This window comes from Microbacterium sp., assembly GCF_031178445.1.
Classification (GTDB): Bacteria; Actinomycetota; Actinomycetes; order Actinomycetales; family Microbacteriaceae; genus Microbacterium.
The window spans coordinates 534072-549643 of the sequence record NZ_JAPSIY010000001.1 but is presented as its reverse complement, the minus strand read 5'-3'; the positions used below and the strand labels follow the sequence as shown (position 1 = coordinate 549643).

15 protein-coding genes are annotated in these 15572 nt (G+C 69.9%); 6 read left to right on the top strand and 9 right to left on the bottom strand.

Annotation, left to right across the window (positions count from 1 at the left end):
- Positions 1 to 37: 37 nt before the first annotated feature.
- The 8 genes from RIN43_RS02585 to RIN43_RS02550 are packed head-to-tail and all read right to left on the bottom strand — an operon-like array spanning position 38 to position 8162.
- Entirely contained in the window at positions 38 to 1000 is a 963-nt protein-coding gene (locus tag RIN43_RS02585) for a GNAT family N-acetyltransferase (RefSeq protein WP_309127307.1), read from the bottom strand.
- Positions 997 to 1953: a hypothetical protein gene (locus tag RIN43_RS02580; RefSeq protein ID WP_309127306.1), complete on the bottom strand. Its 957-nt coding sequence runs from the start codon at positions 1951 to 1953 to the stop codon at positions 997 to 999. Before RIN43_RS02580 ends, RIN43_RS02585 begins: the two co-directional genes overlap by 4 nt.
- Complete coding sequence (locus RIN43_RS02575) at positions 1950 to 2951, bottom strand: hydroxyacid dehydrogenase (protein ID WP_309127305.1); 1002 nt, start codon at positions 2949 to 2951, stop codon at positions 1950 to 1952. The genes RIN43_RS02580 and RIN43_RS02575 overlap by 4 nt, the downstream gene beginning before the upstream one ends.
- On the bottom strand, positions 2948 to 4012 hold the full coding sequence (locus RIN43_RS02570) for a dihydrodipicolinate synthase family protein (RefSeq protein WP_309127304.1): 1065 nt from the start codon (positions 4010 to 4012) through the stop codon (positions 2948 to 2950). The genes RIN43_RS02575 and RIN43_RS02570 overlap by 4 nt, the downstream gene beginning before the upstream one ends.
- The gene (locus RIN43_RS02565) at positions 4012 to 5046 is read right to left on the bottom strand and encodes an NAD-dependent epimerase/dehydratase family protein (protein WP_375163695.1); all 1035 of its coding nucleotides are present in this window, start codon (positions 5044 to 5046) and stop codon (positions 4012 to 4014) included. The genes RIN43_RS02570 and RIN43_RS02565 overlap by 1 nt, the downstream gene beginning before the upstream one ends.
- Before the next feature lie 16 nt (positions 5047 to 5062).
- Positions 5063 to 5938 (bottom strand): carbohydrate ABC transporter permease, encoded by an 876-nt coding sequence (locus RIN43_RS02560; RefSeq protein WP_309127302.1) that lies wholly within the window; start codon positions 5936 to 5938, stop codon positions 5063 to 5065.
- Complete coding sequence (locus RIN43_RS02555; protein WP_309127301.1) at positions 5935 to 6873, bottom strand: sugar ABC transporter permease; 939 nt, start codon at positions 6871 to 6873, stop codon at positions 5935 to 5937. The genes RIN43_RS02560 and RIN43_RS02555 overlap by 4 nt, the downstream gene beginning before the upstream one ends.
- 56 nt (positions 6874 to 6929) lie before the next feature.
- Complete coding sequence (locus tag RIN43_RS02550; RefSeq protein ID WP_309127300.1) at positions 6930 to 8162, bottom strand: sugar ABC transporter substrate-binding protein; 1233 nt, start codon at positions 8160 to 8162, stop codon at positions 6930 to 6932.
- A 189-nt stretch (positions 8163 to 8351) separates the two neighbouring features.
- On the opposite strand from RIN43_RS02550, the gene RIN43_RS02545 reads away from it, so the two are divergent.
- Genes RIN43_RS02545 through RIN43_RS02520 form a run of 6 tightly spaced genes read left to right on the top strand, consistent with a single transcriptional unit; the run spans position 8352 to position 14306 of the window.
- Positions 8352 to 9509 (top strand): ROK family transcriptional regulator, encoded by a 1158-nt coding sequence (locus RIN43_RS02545; protein ID WP_309127299.1) that lies wholly within the window; start codon positions 8352 to 8354, stop codon positions 9507 to 9509.
- Between the two features lie 8 nt (positions 9510 to 9517).
- Positions 9518 to 10519, top strand: coding sequence for a Gfo/Idh/MocA family oxidoreductase (locus tag RIN43_RS02540; RefSeq protein WP_309127298.1), 1002 nt, complete (start codon positions 9518 to 9520; stop codon positions 10517 to 10519).
- Positions 10516 to 11541, top strand: coding sequence for a Gfo/Idh/MocA family oxidoreductase (locus RIN43_RS02535; RefSeq protein WP_309127297.1), 1026 nt, complete (start codon positions 10516 to 10518; stop codon positions 11539 to 11541). Before RIN43_RS02540 ends, RIN43_RS02535 begins: the two co-directional genes overlap by 4 nt.
- A 28-nt stretch (positions 11542 to 11569) precedes the next feature.
- Positions 11570 to 12784: an aminotransferase class III-fold pyridoxal phosphate-dependent enzyme gene (locus RIN43_RS02530; RefSeq protein ID WP_309127296.1), complete on the top strand. Its 1215-nt coding sequence runs from the start codon at positions 11570 to 11572 to the stop codon at positions 12782 to 12784.
- Entirely contained in the window at positions 12781 to 13530 is a 750-nt protein-coding gene (locus tag RIN43_RS02525) for an amidohydrolase family protein (RefSeq protein WP_309127295.1), read from the top strand. Before RIN43_RS02530 ends, RIN43_RS02525 begins: the two co-directional genes overlap by 4 nt.
- Complete coding sequence (locus RIN43_RS02520; protein ID WP_309127294.1) at positions 13527 to 14306, top strand: hypothetical protein; 780 nt, start codon at positions 13527 to 13529, stop codon at positions 14304 to 14306. Before RIN43_RS02525 ends, RIN43_RS02520 begins: the two co-directional genes overlap by 4 nt.
- Here the strand turns inward: RIN43_RS02520 and RIN43_RS02515 are convergent.
- On the bottom strand, positions 14298 to 15548 hold the full coding sequence (locus tag RIN43_RS02515) for a hypothetical protein (protein WP_309127293.1): 1251 nt from the start codon (positions 15546 to 15548) through the stop codon (positions 14298 to 14300). The genes RIN43_RS02520 and RIN43_RS02515 overlap by 9 nt on opposite strands.
- Between the last annotated feature and the right edge of the window lie 24 nt (positions 15549 to 15572).

Genomic DNA, 15572 nt, shown 5'->3' with positions numbered 1-15572 from the left:
GTATCCCAGTCCCCAGTTCTGGGCTTCGAGCGATCGCTCAGAAGTAGTCACCTGCCGTGAAGTGCCGGATGCCGTCGATGCGCGGCGTCCGGCGCAGCCGCCGGGTCATGCCGGTGTCATCGCGTACCCGCACGGCATCCGGGGCGAACGCGGACAGGGCTAGTGTCTGTGGCGACGCGTCGTCGGCCACGGGCGCAGCGATGTCGCACTCGGCGACTCCCGCCCACGCCCAGTCCGCGGTGATCGCGTCGAACAATGCGGTCCACACGCTGCCCGGCGAGCCAGGGTCCACGGCGACCTCATCGATGACGCCGGTGGGGCCGCCCGGCGTCGGGATCGTGCGAGCGACGGCATAGCCGAGCACTTCGCCGCCCGTTCGGCAGAGGTACAGCCGGGCGCCGGCGAAGCGCACCTCGGCCATCGCCCAGTCACCGTCATCGCGCACCGGGGTGAGCACGGTCCCCGAACGGGAGCGCTCGTACACCCGGCGCACCTCGGCGAGGCAGCCGCGCCGCATGGACGCTCGCACCACCTCCGGCAGACCACCGGCCGCGTCACCTGCCGCCCACGGTCCGGTCAGGGAACGCTGCATCCCGAACGTCTCGAACCCGCTCGAGCGGTACACATCGGGCGTGCCGGTGAACAGCAGCGCCCAGTCAGCAGCGGCGGCGGCCGCCAGCGAAGCCGCGACGAGGCGGCGCGCCAGTCCTCGTCCGCGCGCGCGGGGGGCGACGGCGACGCTCCCGATGCAGTGCACGGCTGCCACCGCTCCGTCGCTCTCGCGCAGCCGCTTGGGCAGCCCGTAGATCGACCCGCAGACGCCGTGCTCGTCGACGGCGACCAGCGTGTGCGCTTCGCGCTGATCGTCGATCAACCATTGATCGGGCTGCAGCGGCGGCGTGAACACGGTCGCCCAGAGGTCGACGAGGGCACTGGTGTCCTGCTGACGAGCGGCACGGATCCGCGCCTCTTCGGCGTCCAGCCCGGAAGCAGCGCTCACGGTCGCACCGTCCCCGACCGGGCGGCCGCAGCCGCGTGGATGCTGTTGCGCACGACGATCCTGGCCTCTGCCCACGGCGCCGGAACCCCGCCGTGCCGAGCCGCCGCGAGCAGTGCGCGGATGAGCCCCCGGAATCCCAGGGTCTCGAGCGGGTCGTCGAGGGCCAGCTCGAGCGTGCGCAGGCCGCCTGCGGTCACGGCATCCACCACATAGCGGTCCGGGCCCGGCACCCCGGTGACGAGCACCTGCGCCGCGACCGTGCGGTCGCCACCGGGCAGCTGCAGCAGGCCCTCGACTCCTGCGGCGTCCTCAGAGCGGGTCGTGGATCCGTCGAGACGGCGTGTCCATCCCGGTCGCGCCTGGAACACCGCCCCCGGCAGCACGCGGTCGATCATCTCCCAGGCGTGTACGCCGACGGTCACCAGTGTTCCGCCGCCGGCGGCCGGGTCGTCCTGCCACGCCCTCTCCGCCAGCTGGAAGCCCGTGTTGTCGTGCTGTGCGTGCACCCTGACGCCGACCACCTCCTCGCCGGCGAGCTCCTCGGCGAACAGCGCCAGGGCGGGCGCGAAGCGCAGCACCGACGCGGTGCCGATCGGTGTGCGCGTCTTCGCCAGCGCGGTTTCCCACGCGTCGAACTGCGCTTCGCCTGCGGCGACGACCTTGTTGAAGAACACCGGCACGGCGGCATCCGCCGCGGCGATCGCGTCCAGCAGGGCACCGGTCTCGTGCGGTCGGGGGGTGGCGACGATCACGTCCGCGCCGGCTCTCAGCAGGGCGGACGGCGATCCGGCGACGACTCCACCGAACCGCTCGGCGAAGCCCGCGGCGGCGGCGGCGTCGGAGTCGTGGACGGCGACCACCTGTCCGCCGAGCGCCTGCACGCTGCCGGCGTCGCTGAAAGGGTGCGAGTGCGCGAGGCCCGCGAACGCCACGCGCACCGGACGGATGCTCATGCCATCGTCGACAGCTGGTCGCGCGAGATGGCGTGCTCCAGCGTGCCGTCGGCGAGATAGGACTCGATCTCGCCTGCCACGATGCGGCCGAGACTCAGCCGCCCTTCTCGGGTTCCCGCCGCCCGGTGCGGCGTGAGCAGCACGTCGGGCAGTGAGCGGAAGCGGCTGTCCGCCGCCAGCGGCTCCTCGTCGAACACGTCGATCGCGGCGGAGATGCGGCCCGTCGAGACCTCCTCCAGCAGCGCGGTCTCATCGACGAGCCACGACCGGGCCGTGTTGACCAGCCCCGCACCGTCTGGCATGAGAGCCAGCTCGCGAGGGCCGATCATGTGGCGGGTCTCGGGCAGCGTGGGCGCGTGCACGGCGACGATCAGGGCGCGGCTCAGAGCGTCGTCCAACGTCGTCAGCTCGGCACCGAGCTCGTGGGCCGTCTGCTCGTCGACCGTGGGATCGACCAGCAGCGGCTGCGCCCCGAGCGCGCGGATGAGGGCGAGGTAGGCGCGGCCGGTTCGGGAGGCGCCGATGACGGCGATCGGGGCGTTCAGGATCTCATGCTGCACCCCGGCGCTCTGCGCGTCGTACCAGCCGCCTGCACGCATACGGTGGTGCATGGTCGGCACGCGGTGCAGCAGGGCGAGTGTGAAGGTGAGCGAGACCTCGGCCACCGAACGCGCCATGCCGGCGCCCGCCTGAGTGACGCGGATGCCGCGGTCGTACAGCTCATCCGTGACGAACGGCTTGATCGTCGCGCCGGTGTGCGCGACCAGGCGCAGCCTCGGCATCCGATCGAGGCGCGGTGCGTCGAGCGGACCCAGGCCCCAGCTGGTGACGAGGATCACAGCCTCGCCGAGGTCCTCGACGTCCTCCAGCCGGTCGCACCGGACGAAGCCGCCGCCGAGCGCGGCCGCGGCGCTCGCCAGACGAGCGGCGTCCTCCGCCGAGAAGAACTCGTCGAACAGCCCCTCCGAGACGACCGCGACGATGCTGGGGGCGCTCATCGCAACCACGACTCCACGTTGTCGGCGATGAACGCGTCGTCGTTCAGCTCGGGATAGGCCCGACGCACGCGCTCGATCTCCTCGGCCTGGCCCGGCGAGAGCGACTCGCGAGGGTCGAGGCACCAGGTGCCCTGCAGCAGACCCTGCTGGCGCAGCATCTCGTGCACGCCGGCGATGACACCGTGGAAGTCGTTGCCAGGGTCGAACACCGCCTGATTGACGTCGACCATGTCGGACGCCAGTCGTCCCAGCCGCTGGTACGCCTCCAGGTCTCCTGCCGCGGCACGATGCGCATCGTCGAGCAGCGAGACCGCGGCGCGCGTGCCCACAGCCCACTGGCCGAGAAGGCCTCCGACGAACCGCAGGGTGCGCGGCCCGTCGGGCGATTCCACGTGGAACTCCGAGAGCAGGTCGGCGACGATGGCGTCGTCGTTGCCGGTGTAGAGCGCGATCTCGTCGGCGCGACCGGATGCGGCGACCCCACGTACGAGTTCGAGTGTGCGATAGCGGTCGAACGGTGCGGCCTTCACGGCCACCACCGCGGGGATCGAGGCGAACTCCCGCCAGAACTCGCGGCCGAGCACCGGACCGCCGATCGCGGTCTGCAGGTAGAACCCCACGATCGGCAGCACCTCGCCGACCGCGCGTGCGCGATCGAGCAGCGCCCGATCGTCGGCGCCCGAGACCCGTGGGCTGACGAGCACGGCGTCGTAGCCGAGGTCGCGGGCGAGCTCGGCTTCGGACACCGCCTGCGCGGTGCCGCCGGCCACGCCCGCGATCCGCACGACGTGGGCGCCGGCGCGCTGGTTCATCTCCTCGGCGGCGAGCGCGAGCACCGGCTCGAACAGCGCGTGCTCCGGGTCGCGGATCTCGAACTGCGTAGTGTGCACGCCGACGGCGATGCCTCCGGCGCCCGCCTCGAGATAGTAGCGGGTGAGCGCACGCTGACGACGCTCGTCGAGGGTGCGCTCGGGAGTGAGCGCCAGCGGATGCGCGGGGATCACCGCACCGTGAGCGAGCGTCTGCGCCGCCTCCGGGCGCAGAGCGGGAACAGCGGACATCAGAACTTCCCGTCGCGCACGGCCCACTTGGTGGGCTTCGCCGTCATCGGCAGCTCTGCCTGCATCCAGCCCGCCTGCCATTCGATCAGCGTCTCGGCGGGCACGGACGGGTAGCCGAACAGCGCCATGCAGCGGCGGGCGTCGCTGAGCAGCGCGGTCGGCTGCGGCTCGTCGACGAGGGTGACCTCTCGCTCGAGCAGCGTGCCGAAGCGGCGCGCGATGGATTCGACGCTGAGCAGCTCAGGACCGGTGAGGTTGATGGTGAAGACATCAGGCGAGGCGTGCAGCAGGCTGCGAAGCACCACCTCGTTGGCGTATCCCTGCCAGACGATGTTGACATTGGCGGTCGCGAGCGACACCGGCTCACCCGCGAACACGGCGCTTCCGATGTCGGCGAGAACGCCGTAGCGCAGATCGACGGCGTAGTTCAGGCGGATGATCGACACCTTCGTTCCGCGCTCCTGGGCGCCGAACTCGAACACGCGCTCCCGGCCCAGGCACGACTGCGCGTACTCGCCGATCGGAGCGGGCGTGACATCCTCCGACGCTCCGCCGGAGGAGGCAGGCAGGAACGGGTAGACGTTTCCTGTCGACAGCACGGCGATCGCGCTGTCGCGGTAGCGTCGTGCGACCCGGTCGGGCAGCGCCGCGTTGACCTCCCACGCCCACGAAGGGCTGGTCGCGGCGCCGAACTTCGCACCCACCATGAAGACCACGTTCGGAGCATCCGGCAGCGCCGAGAAGTCGTCGTTCTCGATCAGATCGAACGGAACCACCTCGACCCCGGCGGTCTGAAGGCGCTCGCGGATCGCCGCGTCGCCGAAGCGCGAGACCGCGTACACGGCGTCCGCGCTGCGTCCGGCGGCATCCATCGCCGCACGTGCGAGCATCGCGAGTGTCGGCCCCATCTTGCCGCCGGCGCCCAGGATGACGAGATCGCCGGTGCCCTTCGCGAAATCGGCGACGAGGGCGTCGCTGGGGGTGGCGAGGGCTCTCTCGAGCTCCTCCTCCGAGGTGAATCTCAGCGGTGACACGTTGTACATATTCCTTTCAGCCCTTGATTCCAGAGCCTGTTACGCCTTCCTGGACGTAGCGCTGCGCGATCAGGTACGCCATGAAGATGGGAAGCAGGGCGACGACGGAGCCGGCGAGCATCACGCTCAGCGGCACCTCCTGCTGCTGCAGGGACGAGATGCCGACGGTGAGCGTGAACATGTCGTTCGACTTCGCGATGATCAGCGGCCAGAGGAAGTCGTTCCAGTGCCAGAGGAACACGAAGATGCCGAGGGTCGCGAGCACCGGCTTGCACAGCGGCAGCACGATGCGCAGGAAGATGCGGAACTCGCCGGCACCGTCGATGCGCGCCGCTTCGAAGAGCTCATCCGGCAGCCCCTGGATGAACTGGCGCATCAGGAAGACCGCCTGCGCGTTCGCGAGCGTCGGCAGGATGAGGCCCCAGTACTCGTCGACGCCGCCCAGGTTCGCGATCAGCAGGAACGTGGGGATCAGCGTGACGTGGAACGGCACCATGACCATCGACAGGAACGACCAGAAGATGACCTCCTTGCCCGCGAAGCGCTTCTTGGCGAAGGCGTAGCCCGCCATCGCCGACAGGAAGAGCACGGCGACGACCGAGACCAGTGAGTACACAAGGGTGTTGAACAGCCAGAGCAGGATGTTCTGCCCGCTGAGCACCTGCTCGTAGGAGGCGAACGACATGTCGCCCCACGGCAGCAGCGAGGCCGGGAAGTTGACCGCCGCTCCTGGTTTCAGGCTCAGCACGACCATCGCGTAGAACGGGAAGAAGCTGAAGATCGCCGCGAGGCTCAGCCAGATCCAGCGCAGCACGAGCCCGCCTCTGGTCGGTTCGAGCGCCTTGAAGGAGCGGTGCTTCACGCGGGGCGTCGTAGAGGCGAGCGCGGTCATTTCTGCTTTCCGATCACCAGGCGCTGGATGAGCGCGACGACGAGGGTCATGATGAACAGCGCCACGCCGGCCGCTGCGGCGTACCCGTACTCGAAGTACTTGAAACCCTGGTCGTAGACGAGGTAGACGAGGGAGTAGCTGGCGTTCGCCGGCCCGCCCTGGGTCATCACGTAGATGACGTCGAACACCTGGAAGGCCGCAGTCGTCTCGATGACGGCGAGGAAGAATACGGTCGGGCGCAGGTGCGGCAGGATCACCCAGCGGAACCGCTGCCAGGAGTTGGCGCCGTCCATCAGTGCCGCCTCCTCGAGCTCACGAGGGATGTCCTGCATGGCCGCGATCATGATCATCATCCCGTAGCCGAAGCGCGACCACACGCCGACGATGATGATCGCGGGGACGACGAGCACGGTGCTCGCCAGCCACGATCCGCCCAGCCCCAGCGGGCTCATCAGCTGCGACCACGGTCCGGAGTTCGAGAAGATCCAGACGAAGATCGCACCGGCGAGCACGAGCGAGGTGATGACCGGGAGGAAGAAGATCGAGCGGAAGAACCGCGAGCCGCGGAAGGCGCGGCGCACACCCAGCGCCATCACTGTGGAGAGCACCAGCGAGATGGGCACGGCGAACACGGTGTAGAGGAGGGTGGTGCTCAACGCGCGCCAGAAGAGCGGGTCGGCGACGAGGCGCTGGAAGTGGTCGAGTCCACGCCAGCCGATCTCCCCCGAGATGTCGTAGTCGAAGAAGCTCAGCGCCACCCCGACGATGGTCGGGCCGAACCGGAAGGCGAGGAAGAGCAGGAACGCGGGGAGCACGAAGAGCAAAGCGATGCGCGCTTCGCGGCGGGCGAGCACGCGGGTGGAGAGGCTCGTGCGCGGCTTCTCGGGCTCGGACGGCGTCACGGGCGGCGCCATCATCGGTGGGGCTGTCGTCATCTCGTCACCTCGGGTCGGGTGAGGGGCGCGCGGATCTCTCCGCGCGCCCCTGCCGGTTACTTCAGGAGCGGCTCGGCGGCCTTCGCCGCGTCTTCGAGCGCCTGCTCCGGCGTCTTCTGACCCAGCAGAGCGGCCTGGATCTCGGGCGACAGCACACCCATCAGCGCGCGCGAACTCGGCGCGAGTTCACCCACCGTGGTCACCGGGACGTACTGCTCGACCTGGCCCATCAGCGAGTCGGGGGTGTTGATGGGCTCGACGTCGAGGGCCGAGAAGAAGCCGGCCTCGGTGAGGTAGGGCTTGAGCACCTCGGCGCTGGTGGCGTACTCGGCGAACTTGCCCGCCGCATCCTTCACCTTGGAGCCCTTCAGCATCGACAGCGAACCGACGGTGCCGTAGGCGATGGTCTCCTCGTTGGTGAGCGGAGGGAGAACCTTCACGTTCTCCTCGCCCCAGATGTCGGTGAGCTCGGCCGTGGCGTTGACCCAGGTGCACGCGGTCTTGCCCTGTGCGATGCCGGTCTGCTCGATCGGAGGCAGCGAGGTGAGCGTGTCGGGGTCGAGCGCGCCGGCCTCGGCGAGCTCGGTGAGGAACGTCAGAGCCTCGACGCCCGCGTCGCTGTTGAACGCCACGGCGCCGCTGTCGTCGTACACCGCGCCGCCGGCCTGCCACAGCAGGGGGTAGAACGTCATGTTGAGCGTGGCCTCGGCGGATGCCGTGTAGTTGAACAGCTGCATGCCGGCCTCGGTGAACTTCGGCGCGAGCTCGCGAGCGTCGTCCCAGGTCTCGGGGTACTCGGTGACGCCTGCGGCCTCGAAGGCTGCGGCGTTGCAGATCAGCGGCTGCGCGCTGGTCAGCATCGGGGCGCCCATCAGGCCGGGCTCGAGCGTGACCGACGAGGCGACGTTCTCGAGCAGCTGGGACTTGTGCTCTTCGCTGAGGTAGTCGTCCATCGGCTCGATCGACTTCTCGTAGGCGACGAGCTGGTCGGGAATGAGGTAGACGAGGTCGGGTCCCTTGTTCGCCGCGATCGCGGTCTGCAGGCTCTCGTCGCGGTTGGCCCACGGGAAGATCTCGTACTCGACGGTGATGCCTTCGTTGGCCTTCTCGAAATCGGCGATCGTCTCGTCCCAGAACGCCTTGTGCTGCGCCTCGTCGGCCATGACGGGATAGAGCCAGACCGTGACCTTCTGGTCTCCTCCGGCGGTGCCGCCGCCGGCGGAGCAGCCTGCCACGAGGGCGACTGCTGCGAGACCGGCGATCAGGCCGGCGAATCTCTTGACACGCATGATGCTCCTTTGCTCAGGGTGAAGCTATTATGACAGTGCCTTGGGATAATTAGTCAAGTGCAACCTTGGCGAAGTTCGCTTGAGTTTGCGGGAACTCACTGCTCTACCCGTGAAAACAGGCAGGAGATTCCACGAGCACCGTGTGCTAATTTTGTCGCACGCTCATCGATGACGAAAGGAGGTCCGCGCGTGAACCGTGGAAATCTGCCCATCGCCGTACGCGTCGCCCTCCACGTGCGAGACCGCGGTTCGGCCACGGTCAACGAGATCGCGCAGACCCTCGAACTCTCCCGCACCTCCGTGGAGAACGCTGTCGGGGCGCTGAGCGAGAACGGGCTGATCGTCGACGCCCCCGCGTCCGCCGGACGCGGCGCGGGCCGGCCGGCACGCCGCTTCTCGTTCGACAGCGCATCGGGCTACGTCGTCGGTGTCGACGTCGGGGTGGCGTCGGTTCGCGTGGTCGTCGCCGACCTCGCCGGCGACGTCGTGCGGCACGAGAGCTTCGCCGGAGTCGCGCAGGCGCGGGACGGAGCTGAGAAGCTCAACGACGTCATCGAGCACATCCGCACGGCTCACGCGGGCGCCGCCATCCCCGCTTCGCGCGTCAGGGCGATCGGCGTCTCCCTCCCCGGCATCGTGGATGACTCCGGCCGCGTCGTGACCTCTGTCGTCATCCCGGAATGGTCGGGCATCGACATCGGCGCGCAGCTGCAGGCCGCATTCGGATGCCCGGTCTCCGTCGACAACGGCGTTCGCCTCGCCGCGGTGGCCGAGCACCACCTCGGCGTGGCGCAGCTCGTCGACGACGTGCTCTATCTGTCGGTCGGAAACCGCATCGCCATGGGCCTCATCATCGGCGGCCGGCCGCGTCGGGGCATCCACAATGCGGCCGGCGACATCGGTCGCCTCGCCTTCCCCGGTCTCGTGACCCAGACGGGCCAGCTCACGTGGCGCAGCGGTCAGACCGCCGAGGAGGTCTTCGGCCTGGCCCGCGCGGGTGACGCGAGTGCATCCGCGGAACTCGGCGATTTCGTCGACCAGCTCGCGCGCGGCATCGCCACCCTCGTGCTCACCGTCGACCCGGCGATGGTCGTCATCGGCGGCGGCCTCTCCGCCGCGCACGAGCAGTTCCTCGATCCGCTGCGGGCTGCGCTCGCCGCACACATCGGCCTCCCCTTCTCGGTGCCGCTGGTCGAGGCCCGTCTCGGCGCGGAGGCGGCTTCGCACGGCGCGCTCGTGTTCGCGTTCCGGCGCCATGCCTCCGCCATCTACGGTCTGGGCGGAATGCCCGTCCCCCCGATCACCCCGTTGCCCGCCGACGTCATCGTCGGCGCTGAATCCAGGTAGGAGAATCCGTGAGCGCTCTGAAGGTCGGACTCATCGGCGCGGGAGGGATCTCGCAGGTGCACGCCGATGCATGGCGTGCCCTCGGCGCCACCGGCTTCGTGACCTCGCTGGCCGGTGCCGAAGAGATCGCGAAGGAGTACGGCTTCGAGGTGGTCGGTGACGTCGATGCCCTCATCGAGCTCGTGGACGTCGTCGACATCGTCACGCCCAGCAGCACGCACGCCGACTTCGCGCTTCGGGCGATCGCGCGCGGCCGCGACGTGATCTGCGAGAAGCCGCTGGCCAGCACAGCAGCTGCCGCCGAACGCGTGGCCGCGGCGGCTGCGGAAGAGGGCGTCAGGCTGTTCCCCGCGCACGTGGTGCGCTACATGGGCGAATACCAGCGGATCAAGGCGGGCATCGAGTCCGGCCGGGTCGGCACGACGGCCGTGCAGCGCTTCAGCCGTGCCGGCTCCGCACCCGCTTCCCCCTGGTTCTTCGCCGAGAGCACGGGCGGCGGCATCATCCGCGACCTGATGATCCACGACATCGATCAGGCGCTCTGGTTCGCCGGGCCCGTCGCATCCGTGTACGCCGTGCAGAACCCGCCGACCGTCGACGATCGAGTGCCGGTGCCGGTCACCGCTCACGTGGTACTCACGCACCGGAACGGGGTGATCAGTCACGTGCACGGCACGTGGGCCGCCGAGGGCATGCCGTTCCGCACCAGCATCGAGGTGGCCGGCTCCGCGGGCCGATTGCGCTACGACAGCGCTGAGGACAGGACCATGCACGTCGATTCGGTGCTCGACGCCGGAGCCGAGGACTACCTGCCGCCCATGTCGCCGCAGGAGAGTCCGTACTACGCCGAGATCGCCGACTTCGTTCGGGCGATGCGCGACGGCGGCGACGCCCTCGTCACGCCCGAAGACGGCATCGCCGCGGTCACCGTCGCCGAGGCCGCGTACGCGTCGATCGCCTCCGGTGCGCCGATCGTCTTCGAACTCGAGACCGAGGAGGCCGCCGCATGATCACGCCCGCCCCCGTGCGCGTCGCCGTGCTCTCCTTCGCGCACACCCACGCTCTCAGCTACGTGCACGCGCTGAAGTCCATGCCGGGCGTCGAGCTCATCGCCACCGACCCCGACGGGGCGTCCGCTCCCGACGACGCACCCCGCGGGGCGGAGCTGGCCGCCGAGCTGGGAGTCGAGTACGTCGACACGTACGCAGAGGCCTTGGCCTGGGGGCCGGATGCCGTGGTGATCGCCGCGGAGAACGCGCGTCATCGCGAACTCGTCGAAAGCGCCGCGGCGGTCGGAGCGCATGTGCTGTGTGAGAAGCCTCTGGCCACCACCGTCGAGGACGCGATCGCCATGCGAGACGCGTGCGAGCGCGCGGGCGTCGTCCTCATGGTCGCCTACCCGGTGCGGTTCTCCCCCGCGGTGAGGGACGCGTTCGCCGAGCTCCGCAGCGGCCGGCTCGGCAGCATCCTCGGCGTCACGGGCGTCAACAACGGCAAGCTGCCGCAGGATCGCGCATGGTTCACCGACCCCGAGCTGGCAGGCGGCGGAGCTCTCGTCGATCATGTGGTGCACTGCGCCGACCTGCTCGATGAACTGCTCGGCGAGCGCGCCGCCTCCGTCCGTGCCGTCTCGAACGCGTTCCTGCACGCCGACCGCGAGCTCGCCGTCGAAACCGGCGGCCTGGTGACGCTGCAGTACCCGAGCGGCGTCATCGCGACCATCGACTGCTCGTGGAGCTGGCCGATGAGCTCCGCCACCTGGGGCGGGCTCACCCTGCAGGTCACCGCCGAGCGGGGCACCGTGACGGTCAGCCCCTTCGCGAAGGGCATCGCCGGGCACGACATGGCGGGCGAGACATGGGACCCGGTGGGCGCCGACCTCGACGGACTGCTGATCGACGAGTTCATCGAGGCCGTGCGTGCGGGGCGGCAGCCGCAGCCGGACGCCGGCGTCGGTATCAGGACCGTGGAGATCGTCAAGGCCGCGCAGGCATCGGCCGCGCGCGGCGGTGAGGTGGTCGCGCTGGCGTGAAACGCCCAGCGCAGGAGGAGGTCTCGAAGTGCAGCTGCAGGATGCCGGATGGCGCGACCGCGCCCTGGCGGTGATGCCGGTCGGTTCGAGCACGAACTCCAAGGCTCCGGTGCTGCTGCCTGACGAGCCCGAGGTGATCGTCAGAGGACGCGGGAGCCGCGTGTGGGACGACCGCGGCAGGGAGTTCATCGACTACCGCTGTGCGCTCGGCCCCGTGACGCTGGGCTACGCGGACCCCAGGGTCGACTCCGCCATCCGGGCGCAGCTTGATGACGGCATCCTGTTCGGGCACCCGCATCCGCTGGAGACGTCCACCGCCGAGCTCTTCTGCTCTCTCGTGCCGGGCGCCGAGGCCGCGCGCTTCCTGAAGACGGGGGGCGAGGCGCTCGCCGCGCTGATCCGCATCGCCAGGGCGCACACGGGCCGCGACCGAATCGTCCAGATCGGGTACAACGGCTGGCTGAACTCCCTGGCCGCCGGCGCACGCGTGCTGCCCGGCGCCACCTCGGCCGAGGTCCCCGGGGTGCCGTCGGCCCTCGCCGCGCTGCACCATGCCGTCGACTGGGGCGACCGCGACGCGCTCGAGGCGGTCTTCGCCGAGCACGGCTCGGAGATCGCCCTCATCCTCGTCGCGGCCGACTATCCGCGCCTGCCGGGGGCCACGGACGTCTACCTGCACCTGCGCGCCCTGGCTGATGAGCACGGTGCCCTGCTCGGCTACGACGAGATGGTCACCGGATTCCGCGTGGCGCTGGGCGGCATGGCCGAGTTCACCGGCGTGCTGCCCGACCTCGCCGTGTTCGGCAAGGGCGTCGCCAACGGGATGCCGCTGTCTGTGTACTGCGGCCGGCGCGAGGTGCTCTCCGTGCTCGACAGGGGCGAGGTCGTGGTCTCGTCGACCTATGGCGGTGAGACGCTGTCGCTGGCGGCGGCGACCGCGACCATGACGGCGATGCGCGACGAGAGCGTCATCGAGCGCCTGCACTCCGCGGGCACCCGTCTGCAGGACGGGATGAATGCGGCGTTCGCCGCGGCGGGCGCCGCCATCCGCCTCGAGGGGCACCCGACGTGCCCGCAGTTCGTGAGCGGCGACGACCGGCTGCTGCAGTCGTTCCTGCGAGCATCCTTCCGCCACGGGCTGTCGTTCTACCGAGTCGTGTACGTCAACGCCGCTCACACGGATGCCGACATCGACGAGACGCTGCAGCGCGTGCACGCTGCGCTGAGCGAGGTCGCGGCGTGACCGGCATCGACGCGCACACCCACCTCGACGCCGGACGCTTCGATCCGGATGTCTTCCGGCAGGGGGACGACTTGGGCATCGGACTGTTCCTGTGCAGCAACATCGGCGCGTTCATCGCCCACCCCGGCCTCGACGAGGTGCGCGCCATGAACCGTGCGCTGGTGGCCGAGCTGCGAAGGCACCCGGATCGTCTGCGCGGCTACTGCTACGTCAATCCCCGTTACGGCAGGGACAGCCTCGACGACCTGCGTCGCAATGTCGAGGATGAGGGCATGGTCGGCATCAAGCTCTGGATCGCCACCCTGGCCGATGACCCGTTGTGCGACCCGATCCTCGAATACGCCGCCGAGCGGCGCCTCATCGTGCTGGCTCATGCCTGGCGTAAGACGGTGGGGCGGTTTCCGTACGAGTCCACGGCCGAGCACATCGCCGCGGCAGCCCGACGCCACCCCGAGGTGCGCTTCGTGATGGCCCATCTCGGCGGGCAGGCGGAATCGGCGATCAATACGGTGCGCGACGTGCCGAACGTCGCCGTGGACACGTCGGGCACGATCATCGGGACCGGTGAGGTCGCCCTGGCCGTGGAGCGGCTGGGTGCAGACCGTGTGGTGTTCGGCTCCGACCTGCATCACGTCGACCTCGCCGCAAACGTGGGGAAGGTGCTCGGCGCAGGGCTGGATGCGGACGTCTCGGATCGCGTCTTCGGCGGCACCATGTCGCGGTGGCTCGCAGAGGTCGCGGCATGACCGCCCGTGCCCGAGCGCTGCTCGACGGCTTCGCCGGACTCGCCGCGACGGATGTCACCTGCCACCTGGGCCTCTGGCCGTACCGGCTGACGGCGGCCGCCGATGCGGACGACCTTCGGCGCTACGCCGCGCGGCACGGCTTGCACCGCATCTGGGTATCCCACCTCGCCGCGCTGTTCGGGTTCGATACACGCACGGGCAACGAGGCCGCGCTCGCCGCCTGCGCAGGCGACCCCTTGTTCCGAGTGATGGCTGTGATCGATCCCAGCGAGCCTGGTTGGCGCGAAGAGCTGGCGTGGGCGGCGGATGCCGGCGCCGGCGGCATCCGTGTCGCACCCGGCCTCCACGGCTACCCCGTCGCCGAGGTCGCCGTCGTCATCGACGAGTGCGCTGAGCGGATGCTGCCTGTGCAGCTGATCGCGCGGATGGATGACGCGCGCGTGCGGCATCCGCGCTCTCCAGCTCGCGACCTCGAGCTGCACCACATCGCCGACCTCGTGCGCGCGCGTCCGGAGCATCCCCTCCTGCTGAGCGGGCTGAACTGGCTCGATTGGCAGGAGCTGGCACGACATCTGGGTGACAACGTGCCGCCATCCGTCCGCCTGGATCTGTGGCACGTGAACGGACCCACAGGGGTCGCGGACCGCCTCGCGGCGGAACCGGGACGCTGGGTTTTCGGCAGCGGGTACCCGGTGCAGACTCCGGAGGCCACGATGCTGCAGCTGATGGCGTCGCGGCTGTCACCGGACCAGTTGAGCGCCATCGTCTCAGCGTGACATCCCGGTCAGCAGGGCGGCGGCGGTATCCGTGACCCGTTCCAGCGAACCGCCGGCGAACGGCGCCGGCATGCCGTAGTAGCGATGGGCGTCTGCCACCTCGTACCCGCCGTGTGCGTACTCGGCGGCATCGGGCAGGTACCCGGCGACTCCGTCGCAGTATCCGAGCACCATCATGGGCCCGTCGTGATGCGGCCGGAGGTGAGCGGATGCGGCGAGGAACGGCTCATTCGGCAGGCATACGATCCGCAGGTCACCGGCCGCGATGACCGACACGCGTCCGGTCCAGTCCGCGGCCAGCGGTCGCGTCTGCGCCCAGCGCAGCCACTCGTTCAGCAGCGCCTCCCTGCCGGTTCCCCCGGCCAGTTCCTCCCTCCAGGCGCGCACGTCGCCGACGATGTCGCCCGCCGCTTCCAGCTCGAGCGTCACGCCGGTGGCGGCGATCTCCGCATCCGACGCGTCGATGCGGTGAACCGGTGCGGCGACTGCCGCACCGGCCAGGATGCCGCCGATGTGCGCGGCATCCGCGAGCGTGTGGCCCTCCGCTCCCGTGACGTAGGACGATTCCGGGCTGAAGTCGCCGGGATTGACGTCGCCCGCCGGCCCTGTGGCGTAGACGCAGACGCTGCCGGGGAAAGCCTGCTCGACCTGATCCCGCAGGGGAGCTGCGAAGTCGCCGCTGATGAGTGTGTTCGCCGCATCCAGCACCACGGGATGGCACGCGTATGAGACGAGGGTCGCGACGCGGCGCCCGCGATGATCGAAACCGATCACCTGCACCGGCGGGTCGATGTCGCGACCGGGGTGGCGACGGTTCCTGGCGACCCCGGTGCCGAACGCTTCCGCGAAGCCCATTGTGCAGGGCAGCTGTCGCGCCGCCGCCGCTGCCACGGCATCCGGGATCGCCAGCTCGACCTCAGCCCGCACGCGCGCCTCATCGACGCCGGCTCGACCAGAGCCGACGCACGGCCCGGAGTGCGTGTGTGTCGCGTGCACCACGACGTCATCGACGGCGCCGTGAGCGATCGCCGCCGCACGGACAGCGACGCAGGTGCTCTCGTGCAGAACGCAGCAGTCCACCGTCACGAGCGCGACGCGCTCGAGCACGATCGCGCGCACGGTCATCGCATCGTGCACACCGGTGGAGCCCGACGTGCGCGCCGCATATCCCGACATCCGCGTGCCCGGCGGCACGTCGACCGCGCGCACGGCGGCACCCACCTGCAACGTCGCGTCGTCCATAGGGCGATGCTGGCACGCCCGTGG